This is a genomic window from Hymenobacter qilianensis (genome assembly GCF_014489555.1).
In the GTDB taxonomy this organism is placed as follows: domain Bacteria; phylum Bacteroidota; class Bacteroidia; order Cytophagales; family Hymenobacteraceae; genus Hymenobacter; species Hymenobacter qilianensis.
In genome coordinates, this window is sequence record NZ_CP060784.1 from 3918150 (window position 1) to 3930000 (window position 11851).

The following is an 11851-nucleotide window of genomic DNA, read 5'->3' on the forward strand; positions in this document are numbered from 1 at the left end:
CAGTTTCCAGTATAGCACAAAAAACTGACTTTATTGTCCTCCTAAGCTGGCATCTGGTTTCTATTACCAGCCATTTCCCACCCCTTACATGAAGCAAATCAAAAAACTACTGGTTGCCAACCGGGGCGAAATCGCACTCCGTGTGTTGCGCTCGGCCCGCGAGATGGGCATCCAGACCGTAGCTATTTATAGTGAGGCCGACCGCCAGGCCCTGCACGTGCGCTACGCCGATGAGGCCGTGTGCGTGGGGGGTCCACAATCAAGCGAAAGCTACCTGCGCGGCGACAAGATTCTGGAAGTGTGCCGCCAGCTTGGCGTCGACGCCATTCACCCCGGCTACGGCTTTCTGAGCGAGAATGCCGCCTTTGCCCGGAAGGTAAAGGAGGCAGGCTTAATTTTCGTTGGTCCCTCGCCTGAGGCTATGGAGCTGATGGGCTCCAAGCTCGCTGCCAAAGCCGCGGTGGCCGACTTTGATATTCCGATGGTGCCCGGCACCGAGGAGGCCATCACGGATGTGGAAGCCGCCAAAGTAGTGGCGCGCCAGGTTGGTTTCCCTATTCTGATTAAAGCATCTGCGGGCGGTGGCGGCAAGGGCATGCGCATCGTGAATGCGGAAAGCGAGTTTGAGGAGCAGATGCAGCTGGCCGTATCGGAAGCTACCAGTGCTTTTGGCGATGGTGCTGTATTCATTGAAAAGTACATCGGCTCGCCTCGCCACATCGAAATTCAGGTGCTGGGTGATGAGCACGGCAATATTGTACACCTTTTTGAGCGCGAATGCAGCATTCAGCGCCGCCATCAGAAGGTGATTGAGGAAGCGCCCTCCTCCGTGCTCACGCCTGAGCTACGCGAGCAGATGGGCCGCGCGGCCGTGGATGTGGCCCGCGCCTGCAACTATACCGGAGCCGGCACGGTGGAATTTCTGCTCGACGAAAACCACAATTTCTATTTCCTGGAGATGAATACGCGTCTGCAGGTGGAGCACCCCGTCACGGAGCAAATCACAGGCTTGGACCTCGTGAAAGAGCAGATTCGGGTGGCTCAGGGCGAGCCCCTGCCCTTCCAGCAGGATGATCTTACTATTACCGGCCATGCCCTTGAGCTGCGCGTGTACGCCGAGGACCCGGCCAACAACTTCCTGCCCGATATCGGCACGCTCTCTACCTACGTGCGACCCCAGGGCCCTGGCGTCCGCGTTGATGACGGCTTCGAGCAAGGCATGGATATTCCGATCTATTACGACCCCATGATTGCCAAGCTCGTCACCTTCGGCAAAGACCGCGCGGAAGCCATTGCCCGTATGCTGCGCGCCATCGATGAGTACCAGATTACGGGTATTGAAACCACGCTCTCCTTCGGCCGCTTCGTACTTCAGCACCCGGCCTTCGTGGGGGGCAATTTTGACACAAACTTCATCCGCGACCACTTCACCCCCGCCAATTTGGCTATTGGCACCGATGATGAAGCGGAAATCAATAAGCTGGCGGCCGTGCTCGGCGCGACGCTGCTCGCCGAGAAGAAAACGCCAATTGTTGCCGCTACGCCCGAATCTTCCGCTACAGGTTCAGCCTGGAAGCGGAATCGGTTGGGCACGCGCTAACAGAACATTAAGTAAGCATCCTAAAAAAGCCCCCAGAAACATTCTGGGGGGACTTTTTTAGGATGCTTACTTAATGGCAGAGAAGCAGAATTCAATTTTTATCGAAGCTGATTTAAACCAAATCCGACAGCTGCCGCACCCCCAGTGTCCGCTCGCGGGTGAATCCTTCGCCGAACTCTACTCCTATTAAGTGCCCGAACTCACGGGCGCGAGCTTCCATAAACTTCGAAAAGGCCGGCGTAGACAAATACGTAACGGGTTCGGTGCTGTTCGCGTCGAAGAACTGGCTTTTGAAAGCCTGAATTGCCTCCCACTTCTTATCCCAGAACTCCGATATATCAACCACAAAATCGGGCGCAATTTGCCGGTCCTGTATATAGTGATATACCAGTTGGGGCCGCCAGGCGGCCTGGGGCTGGCCATTTTCATCCAGCGTTTCAATCATCTTCAGCCCCGACAGAAAGCACGATTCGGAAGCCAGCTGGGAACCCCGGCCGTGGTCTGGGTGGCGGTCGTGAATGGCATTAAGCAGTACAATATCGGGTCGATAGCGTCGCACGGCGGCAATTATCGGCAATTGGTGTTCCCGGTCGTTATAAAAAAAGCCGTCGGCCAATCCCAGGTTCTCGCGGGCGTGCAGGCCCAGTATTCTGGAAGCGGCGGCGGCCTCTGCAGCTCGTATTTCGGGAGTGCCCCGCGTGCCAAGCTCTCCCCGCGTTAAGTCTACTATTCCTATCTTCTTGCCTCGGGACGCTTCGGCTAGTAAAGTACCGGCACAGGACATTTCCGCATCGTCGGGGTGGGCGGCGATGGCCAGAATATCTAATTTCATGTTGCAGGGGTGGTTAAAACGTCAAATGACTTAGCCGGTAAAAGCTGAGGCGTCTGCTGTTGTAGCAGAACAACCAGCGCTTTACCGGCTAAGTCAGTGAAGAATTCTAGAGGGCAGATTATTTAATACGCAACGTACGACCGATACGTAAGGTTGACGTGCCACCATTCAGCCGCTTAATCTGACTAACCGATACGCCGTATTTTTCAGCTATTTCGGAGAGCGTATCGCCACTTCTGATCCTATGCGTTACAATCCGCCGTGCGGCTGTTGGCTTGCTGCTACTGCTGGAGCCAGACCGTGAGCGGCTCTGTAGGGCTTTACTGTAATAGTTGAACAGAGCCGAGGTAATCTGAAAATTGTCTTGCCGAAGCTTATAATCCGGAAAGTCATACATCCGCTCGGGGTCTATGGGGTTGCCTTCGTAGCGCACCTCATAGTGAAGGTGCGAGCCTGTGCTGCGGCCCGTATTGCCCCCCAGCCCGATAACTTGTCCAGCTTTCACAAAAGTGCCCGTCGTAACAAGCGACTTGCTCAGGTGGCCATATAGGGTTTCAATACCGTTATAGTGACGCACCAGCAGATAGTTTCCGTAGCCGCTTCCGTCCCATTTCGAGATCCGCACTACCCCATCGAAGGCGGCGCGCACGGTGTCGCCGGTATTCAGATCCAGGTCAACGCCATAGTGCCAGCGGCTACCACGAAACCCAAAATCGGAAGTGGTAGGCGTCGTACCCAGAGGCATTTTGGCATATCGCTTCCGCGGCGGATCTACCAGCTTCAGCGTGAGCGTATCGCGCAGCCGGCGACCATCAACGCGATATGGATTGATGTTGCGCGTATCCCAGATGGCGTAATAGCCAGCCACTTTCACCCACGAGCTGTCAATGCGAACCTCGTCAGACACTTCCACGATATGCTGCTCGCCTTCATTCAGTGAGGTGGTATCCTCACTGACCATCGACAGCTTTTTGGCGGGATTGAAGAAGATTGATTTGGCTGCTTCCGAGTTGTCATCGGGCAAATCTTCCGTCTTTATAAGAACAGTCGTATCGGGCCGCACGTAGCGGATCGTGGGCGATTTCATGCGGAAGAAATCCTTCCGCTGGCCCGCCGAGCCACCCTTAGCTTTTGGCTGGGGGCTTTTCGGCGTTGGGCCTGGGCTGAGTTGGGCCACGCAAGCAGCAGCCCAATCATCAACAGGGGCAGTAGCCCATATTTCAAAAAATTCAACAAAAGCGAATGACGTTGAGGCGTTCCTCGCCCCTAAGGGCAGTTTTCAAGATAGCAAGTTAAGCAACCAAACGTGAATGCCTGGTGGCTAGTGTGTGGCTTATAGGCAAAGAGCCTGGAAAACTTAAATTAAAGAGATGTCATACCAAGCTGAACAAAATGTTTTGCCCGGCTTGGTATGACGTGAGTTAAAAAATCCTTTAATGCTCACCTAAAGCAGCCAGATACCGTTCTGCGTCCAAAGCAGCCATACAGCCTGTGCCAGCCGCCGTCACCGCCTGACGATAGGTGTAGTCCTGCACATCACCACAGGCAAACACACCATCGACGTTGGTTTTGGATGAGCCAGGAATCGTTTTCAAATACCCTTGCTCATCGTGGTGCAGAAAGGGCTGAAAAATCTTGGAATTAGGTTCGTGCCCGATAGCAACAAAAAAGCCCTCCACCGGAATTTCACGCGTTTCATGAGTCATCGTATTCTTCACGCGCACCGCTTCCACGGCATGCTCGCCCAGAATTTCGTCGGTTACCGTGTTCCACAGAACCTCTATTTTGGGGTTGTCGACTACACGCTTCTGCATGATTTTCGAAGCGCGCATCTCACCCTTCCGCACAATCATGTACACTTTCGAGCACAGGTTGGCTAGATACGTTGCCTCCTCAGCCGCCGTATCGCCAGCGCCTACAATGGCAACTTCCTTACCGCGATAAAAGAAACCGTCGCAAACAGCACAAGCCGATACACCCGAGCCATTCAGCCGTGCTTCTGACTCTAGGCCAAGCCACTTAGCCGAAGCACCAGTAGCGATAATCACAGTATCGGCGGTGATGGTTTTATGCTCGTCAATAGTTACCTGGTGCGGATGACCCGAAAAGTCCACTGCCGTGGCCAGACCATAACGGACATCCGTTCCAAAGCGCGCCGCCTGGTTTTTCAAGTCTTCCATCATAGCCGGCCCCATCACCCCATCCGGGTAACCAGGAAAGTTCTCGACGTCGTTAGTAATAGTAAGCTGTCCACCGGGCTGCAAACCTTGATACATAACGGGCTGCATATTAGCACGGGCGGCATAAATAGCTGCTGTATAGCCGGCTGGTCCCGAACCGATAATCAAACACTTTACGTGTTCCGAATTGGTATTTTCCATTTCTGGTGAAAGCGGAGATGCAATAAAAAAATTGAATATGGCCTGGGTGCTCGTTTGAGCTTCAAACGCCACAGCAATAGTAGCAAAAAAGCCCCCAGTTATCATTTCAGAGTACATCTGAAGGAATGCTACTACCACGTGTAACAAAAAACCCCAACGAATAGGCTGGGGTTTTTGAGGCTGGGGGGCAAAATTTACCCCAGATAAGGCTTCAGGGCTTTGGAGCGCGAAGTGTGGCGCAAGCGGCGAATAGCCTTCTCTTTGATCTGGCGAACCCGCTCCCGAGTCAGGCTAAACTTCTCACCAATTTCTTCCAGTGTAAGCGAATGCTCGCCATTCAAACCGAAGTAAAGGGTAATCACATCCGCTTCACGCTTGGTAAGCGTAGAGAGGGCGCGCTGCACTTCTTTGCGCAGTGAGTCGTTCATTAGGCCCGTATCAGGCGATTCCTCGTCTTCATTTTCGAGCACGTCGAGTAGGCGGTTCTCTTCGCCTTGCACGAACGGCGCGTCTACGGACACGTGACGGCCTGAAATCTTGAGCGTATCTACTACCTCAGAGGTAGTCAGTTCCAGTACTTCGGCAATCTCTTCGGGCGAGGGCTCCCGCTCAAATTTTTGCTCCAGTTCAGAGAAGGATTTCGAAATTTTGTTTAGGGAACCAACCCGGTTCAGCGGCAAGCGCACAATGCGCGACTGCTCGGCCAAGGCTTGCAGAATGGACTGACGAATCCACCATACGGCATAAGAAATAAACTTAAAGCCGCGGGTTTCATCAAAGCGCTTAGCTGCCTTAATCAAGCCAAGGTTGCCCTCATTGATCAAGTCGCCCAGCGAAAGCCCCTGGTTCTGATATTGCTTGGCTACTGATACCACGAAGCGAAGATTGGCTTTGGTAAGCTTTTCCAGTGCTTGTTGGTCACCTTCCCTAATCCGCTGCGCCAGCGTTACCTCCTCGTCGGGGGTGAGCAAATCCACTTTGCCAATCTCCTGGAGGTATTTATCCAGCGACTGGCTTTCGCGGTTGGTGATTTGCTTGCTGATTTTAAGCTGTCTCATTGCGGGCGCGAAAGAGTTGTATTATGATAGTTATTGAACATTACTGATACCTTTTACGGGTACTGGCTAGTTTTGGGCAACATGCCGGTACCCGCGAAAGTTCGAAGACTAGGCTTGGGCTTCACCATTATCGGCGGCTGTACGCTCGGGCCGTGGCAATAAAACCTTGCGCGAGAGACGGTATTTGCCGGTCTTCTTATCGATATCAAGCAGTTTTACGTCAATTTCCTGACCAACTTCCAGCACACCTTCCAAGCTATTCAGGCGCTCGTGGCCTACTTCTGAAATGTGCAAAAGGCCGTCTTTGCCAGGCATAATTTCTACGAAAGCACCATAAGGCTGGATGCTGCGAACTTTACCCTTGTAGGTTTCACCTATTTCTGGCTGAGCTGCAATAGCACGGATGCGGCCAATGGCTGCTTCCATATCCTCTTGGTTCGATGCGTAAATGCTTACGTGACCTTTCTCGTCCTTCTCCTCGATAATTACCGTAGCGTTGGTGTCCTTCTGGATCTGCTGAATGACTTTGCCACCGGGTCCGATAATAGCACCGATAAACTCTTTCTCAATCAGCATCTTGTGCGAACGAGGTGTATGCGGCTTCATGTCGGCGGCGGGCTGGCTGATGGTTTTAGCCATTTCGCCTAAGATGTGCAGACGGCCTTCGCGAGCCTGGTGCAGAGCAGCAGTCAGGATTTCGCTGCTCAACCCCTGGATTTTGATATCCATCTGGCATGCCACGATTCCTTTCTCAGTGCCCGTCACTTTGAAGTCCATATCACCCAAGTGATCTTCATCACCCAAGATGTCAGACAACACAGCATACTCGCCGGTCTCTTTATCTTGTACAAGGCCCATTGCGATACCGGATACTGCGGCGCGAACTTTCACACCTGCATCCATCAGTGCCAATGAACCAGCACAAACCGTAGCCATCGACGAAGAGCCGTTTGACTCCAGAATATCCGATACAATACGAATAGTGTAAGGGTTCTCGTCTTCACCTGGTAATACACGCTTTAAAGAGCGCATAGCCAAGTTACCGTGGCCAATTTCCCGACGGCCAGGACCGCGGTTAGGTTTTACTTCGCCAGTCGAGAAGGCCGGAAAGTTGTAGTGTAGCATAAACTTGCTATAGCCCGAAAGCATAGCAGAGTCAATAATTTGCTCATCCAATTTAGTACCCAAAGTCACCGTAGTCAGCGACTGAGTTTCACCGCGTGTAAACAAAGCAGAGCCGTGTGCACCGGGCAGATAGTTAATTTCGCTCCAGATAGGACGGATTTCCGTGAGTTGACGACCATCTAAGCGCGTACGCTCCTTGATCATCATGTCGCGGATAGCCTTCTTCTCTGCTGATGCGTGGTAGCGGCTGAACATTTTCATGTTCAGTTCGGGCTGCTCAGCTATAAGTGTTTCGAGCAACTCCTTCTTGATAGCACTAAAGCCTTCCTTACGGCCCGCCTTGCTAGTATTGCCAGAGTAAGCTACGGTATAGGCCTTCTGATAAACAGCATCAGTAATACGCTGCTTCAGTTCGGCATCCTCTTCGTATTTTGGATAATCACGCTTTACAGCAGCCTTCTCCACTACAGCGCCCAGCTCCATCTGCACGCGTACCTGCTCCTTAATCGCTTCATGAGCATAAGCAATGGCTTGCACCATTTCCTCTTCGCTCACTTCATTCATCTCGCCCTCTACCATCGCCACCGAGTCGGCGGTAGCACCAACGATGAGGTCGATGTCTGCGCGGGCAATGTCGGAGGTTTTGGGGTTGATTTGCAGCTTACCATCGATACGCGCTACGCGTACTTCTGAAATAGGGCCAGCAAATGGGATATCAGAAACAGACAGTGCAGCTGAGGCGGCTAGAGCAGCCAAGGCATCAGGCTGGACATCCTTATCTGCTGATATCAGCGAAATCATCACCTGCACCTCATAGTGATAATCCTTGGGGAACATGGGGCGCAAAATGCGGTCGACCAAACGGCTAACGAGGATTTCGGAGTCCGACAAGCGACCTTCGCGGCGCTGAAATGAACCAGGAATTTTGCCGGCCGAGCCAAACTTCTCCTGATAATCAACTGATAAAGGCAAGAAATCAACGCCTTCGCGCTGGCTGGGCTGCGAAACCACCGTAGCCAGCAGCATGGCATCGCCAAGGCGTACCACTACCGCCCCATCGGCGAATTTGGCCAATTTGCCAGTTTCAAGGGTTATCTGCCGACCATCTGGCAGCGTAATAGTTTTGGTAATAGCGTGGTAATTAGGCATCGGAAAGATTGCTTAGAAAAGCGACAGCGGGCGAGCAGCCAAAAAAACAGTACCGGCCTCCGGTATTATTTTACTCTAGAATTGTCTGGGGGGCTTTTTTATAATGTAACAGTTTGCCTTACCCAAAAGGTGACCCAAGGGGTCAAAAAAAGAGCAGGGAACCCTCTAAAGAGGGCTCCCTGCTCCTACGGACGGGATTACTTGCGGATACCCAGCTCCTTAATAATTGCGCGGTAGCGGTTGATCTCGCGGTGCTGCAGATAGTCAAGCAGGCGACGACGCTTACCTACAAGCTTAAGCAAGCCTAAGCGAGTCGAAAAGTCTTTTTTGTTAACCTTCAGGTGCTCCGTCAGGTGATTGATGCGGTGCGTAAACAGCGCAATTTGTGATTCAGCCGAACCGGTATCGGTGGCAGACTTGGATAGGCTATTTTCAGCGAAAATAGTCTGTTTTGCTTCGGTAGTGAGTTTCATCGGCAGATAGGAGTTACCCGTCTGGAATTAAAATATGAGAAAAAAGGCCACCCCGCATCTCGGAGTGGCCGCAAAGGTAAGAGTTTTTATGGCTCGTTGTTCGTTTTTGACCGTTCAGATTTGCACTTCTGGCTTTGGAGCTTGGATTAGATGCCACAAATAAGTAAAAGCAACTAGGATGCGCGGCGGTAACCACGAAAGGGCCAGCGAATTTTGGCTGGTAGTCGGCGCCAGAAATCCACTTCAAGTACGCCCGAGTCGCGCCGTGCTTGGTATAGAAAAAACAGTCCTACAGGCAACAGCAGTGCATCAGCAATCCACATGCCTAGCCCTACCGGCAGCACACCTTCGCGCCCATACTTCTCTCCCATGATGGAGGCCACGTAATAAATAATAAAGAACAGTATAGAAATCAGCACTGGCACGCCCAAGCCACCTTTCTTAATAATGGCCCCCAGCGGTGCGCCAATCAAAAACATAATCAATACAGCAGCTGACTGCGTGTACTTGCGGTAAATCTCAATGCGATAGTTGCCGGTTTCACGGGCTAATGTTGAAAGGCGCTCAACTGAGCTACTCAAGTAGCCACGCAAGTTGCGGGCCCGGTTGGTGGCCTGTTGCACTTGGTTGAGCGTGAGGGGGGCAATTCTTTGGTTGATACCTGCCAGTTCGCCACCCGCTGATTGGCAGCTTGCCCAGTAGTATCAAGCCGCATATGCACATAATAGGGGTTCAGCATCCGCACTTGTTGTTGTCGCTCGGTACCAAGGCGCTTATGCAGCGAATCAGTGTACTGATGCAGACGCGGCAGATCCATCATCATTTTGTTCTCCGTGAACAGCTCCTGCTGCGTCCGGTTCAAATCAAAAGACGCTAAAGAGAACGTAATCAAGTTGCGCGAAAAAGCTTGGCGCACGAAGCTCGCTCCTGCCCTATTTCGAACATCGGGCTGCTCCAGATACATGACGCCATCGAATAACTCCAACCCCAAATATTGCCCCCAAAGCGCATAAACATCCGGCCAGAATCAGCCAGAATAACCTTGGAGTTACCGTCTGTATTGGTGTGGTCATAAATCATGACGCCCTTAAGCAGGTCGCCATTCTCACCAGCCTTCTGATTCACCTTAATAGTATAGCCGGGAATACCGTTATAGAACACACCCTCCCGAATATCCAAGGACAGTTTCTGTTGGCGCACATCCCACAGCAAGCTGTAGGCGTTCAGATTAGCCTTTGGAACGATGGTATTATTAAACCAGAATGCTCCAACGGCCAACACCAAGCTTACCAGCAGCACCGGTCTCAGAATACGGGTTAGCGAAATTCCAGAAGTCTTGATAGCAGTCAGTTCCTGGTGTTCGCCCAATGTTCCATAAGTCATGAGCGACGATAGCAGCACCGCCAAAGGCAGCGCAATTGGTACCATCAGGACACTAAAAAAGAATAATAACTGGCCAATGACCGCGAAACCGAGGTCTTTGCCAATTATATCATCCATGTATTTGAGCATATACTGCGTCAGCAGGATAAACTCCACCACTGCGAACGTAAGTAAAAAAGGGCCAGCAAAGGCCTTCAGAATCAGTTTGTCGAGTTTTTTCATTGATCAACCAGAAATGTACCGCTGGGGGGCATTTCCACTAAAAAGGAGCAGTAGGTAAACGTAGCTACTGCCCGTTTAGCTTCTGCTCCTTCAATTTTTATAATTAACCCGACTTATCCGCCTACTTGTTCCCGCAACTTAACAATCAGGCTATCCCACATTTCCTGCAACTCCTCCTCATCCGTTTCTTCCGAGTAGTCTAGCACCCGCAGATATACCTCTTGTGTTAGCTGAGATTCTTCCAACGTAAAGTCGAGGTAGCTCGCATCCGGCGTCAGTCGTTTGTTCTGATCCAGAAACACATAGCGCACCGACCGATTGGTGCGATGTGAACTCATCTCGGCGTAGTGAGGCTGATTATCCCAGATAAAATTGAAGCGGTGATCCTCATCAATGCGCACGTCCTGACAAAACCACTGCGTCAGCCCTGATGCTGAAGCCAAATATGGGTACAGAATTTTGGTTGATGCATTAATAGGGTATTCCACCGAAAAACGGTGTTTTGAGCGAGTTGCAGAGAGAGGCATAAGGTAGATATATAAAAGAACGGCATCACTCCTACCCAAGACATATGGCAGGTAGTGGGCAATATACACGGGTTTTTTTTTACTAAGGATTGCGTCGGGTCAAATCTTGTGCCTACCTTTGCGGCACCAAAAACCCGGCGGGGTAGCTCAGTTGGTTAGAGCACAGGATTCATAACCCTGAGGTCACGAGTTCAACTCTCGTCCCCGCTACAAGAAAAGGCCTTCCTAACATAGGAAGGCCTTTTTTGCTTTTCCGGGAGATATTTTGAATAGTTCCCTTGTTCAAATCTGAACATACTCGACCTTTCACTACAGCACCAGGCTTTGCTCTTTTTAAGGGGACGTTCAACTAGCATCGCCTTACCCTGCTGAGGTTCTATGGATACTCAATCTTCCAAATCTGATTTATCGTTAGTCTTATTCATCATTCATCGGGCGATTATCAAGGTTCTATAGTAAATCAGTAAGTATAAACAGATAAGCATAGACAGATGAATATAATATTCCAACCCACCCATGCATTGTTCAGCATTGGCAAGAAGTTTTTAAGGAGTCATCATTATAATTTGAATCACTATAATACTCTAAAACATACAAATGTCCCACCTTTCACTACGACGCACTAAACTAGTTTCAAAAAATATTTGCGACATCTATTGCATTGTTAAGAGACATTTTTACCTTTGCACCCCGATCACAGAAAGACTCCATACGGGAGTCGCAAGCTGAAAAAATATTTAAATTTTTTTTGGTTTATCGATAAGGGTTTCTACCTTTGCACCCCCAATCAGAAAGAAGCTTTGTACGAAAGCAAATTTCCTGGTGGTTAAGCGAACTAATAACATTGAGTAAGCTGTTTGTTAAAAGCTCGTTATGAGTTTAAGAACACCAGCAAAAAGAGGTTCCGGCTAGTGGAGGGAAAGGGCTATGGGAGTAGCGGCAAGGTTAGCTCAACAGGAGCTGGCGCACGTTCTTTGAATGATTGGAAAAGACAAATTGGTAAGGCTGCCGGCGGTAGGCAACTACCCACGGTAGCAAGCGTAACAAACGAGTTCAACACAAAGAGTTGGATCAAGCACTCGACAGCAGCTTAGGTTCGCC

The 11851-nt window shown here is 50.9% G+C and carries 11 protein-coding genes and 1 tRNA gene; 2 read left to right on the forward strand and 10 right to left on the reverse strand.

Annotation, left to right across the window (positions count from 1 at the left end; all coding sequences use genetic code 11):
- The first annotated feature begins 88 nt into the window (after positions 1-88).
- Positions 89-1600, forward strand: coding sequence for an acetyl-CoA carboxylase biotin carboxylase subunit (accC, locus tag H9L05_RS17680; protein WP_187732043.1), 1512 nt, complete (start codon positions 89-91; stop codon positions 1598-1600).
- Between the two features lie 112 nt (positions 1601-1712).
- Here accC and bshB1 read toward each other — a convergent pair whose 3' ends face one another.
- From bshB1 to H9L05_RS17720, 10 genes are all read right to left on the reverse strand, one after another.
- Positions 1713-2432: a bacillithiol biosynthesis deacetylase BshB1 gene (gene bshB1, locus H9L05_RS17685; RefSeq protein ID WP_187732044.1), complete on the reverse strand. Its 720-nt coding sequence runs from the start codon at positions 2430-2432 to the stop codon at positions 1713-1715.
- Between the two features lie 118 nt (positions 2433-2550).
- The gene (locus tag H9L05_RS17690) at positions 2551-3519 is read right to left on the reverse strand and encodes a M23 family metallopeptidase (protein WP_187732045.1); all 969 of its coding nucleotides are present in this window, start codon (positions 3517-3519) and stop codon (positions 2551-2553) included.
- A gap of 346 nt (positions 3520-3865) precedes the next feature.
- Positions 3866-4813, reverse strand: coding sequence for a thioredoxin-disulfide reductase (gene trxB / locus H9L05_RS17695; protein ID WP_187732046.1), 948 nt, complete (start codon positions 4811-4813; stop codon positions 3866-3868).
- A gap of 194 nt (positions 4814-5007) precedes the next feature.
- Positions 5008-5871, reverse strand: coding sequence for a sigma-70 family RNA polymerase sigma factor (locus H9L05_RS17700; RefSeq protein WP_084447456.1), 864 nt, complete (start codon positions 5869-5871; stop codon positions 5008-5010).
- A gap of 108 nt (positions 5872-5979) precedes the next feature.
- The gene (gene pnp / locus H9L05_RS17705) at positions 5980-8145 is read right to left on the reverse strand and encodes a polyribonucleotide nucleotidyltransferase (protein WP_187732047.1); all 2166 of its coding nucleotides are present in this window, start codon (positions 8143-8145) and stop codon (positions 5980-5982) included.
- Positions 8146-8342: 197 nt separating this feature from the next.
- Positions 8343-8618, reverse strand: coding sequence for a 30S ribosomal protein S15 (gene rpsO / locus H9L05_RS17710; RefSeq protein WP_133272904.1), 276 nt, complete (start codon positions 8616-8618; stop codon positions 8343-8345).
- Between the two features lie 173 nt (positions 8619-8791).
- The gene (locus H9L05_RS24115) at positions 8792-9241 is read right to left on the reverse strand and encodes an LptF/LptG family permease (RefSeq protein WP_223284538.1); all 450 of its coding nucleotides are present in this window, start codon (positions 9239-9241) and stop codon (positions 8792-8794) included.
- Entirely contained in the window at positions 9196-9510 is a 315-nt protein-coding gene (locus tag H9L05_RS24120; RefSeq protein ID WP_223284539.1) for a hypothetical protein, read from the reverse strand. Before H9L05_RS24120 ends, H9L05_RS24115 begins: the two co-directional genes overlap by 46 nt.
- Positions 9507-10223 (reverse strand): LptF/LptG family permease, encoded by a 717-nt coding sequence (locus tag H9L05_RS24125; protein ID WP_223284540.1) that lies wholly within the window; start codon positions 10221-10223, stop codon positions 9507-9509. The genes H9L05_RS24120 and H9L05_RS24125 overlap by 4 nt, the downstream gene beginning before the upstream one ends.
- Before the next feature lie 113 nt (positions 10224-10336).
- Positions 10337-10750 (reverse strand): START-like domain-containing protein, encoded by a 414-nt coding sequence (locus H9L05_RS17720; protein ID WP_084447460.1) that lies wholly within the window; start codon positions 10748-10750, stop codon positions 10337-10339.
- A 136-nt stretch (positions 10751-10886) separates the two neighbouring features.
- Between H9L05_RS17720 and H9L05_RS17725 the strand changes: the two genes are divergently transcribed.
- Positions 10887-10960: transfer RNA gene (locus H9L05_RS17725), tRNA-Met, on the forward strand.
- Positions 10961-11851: the final 891 nt, after the last annotated feature.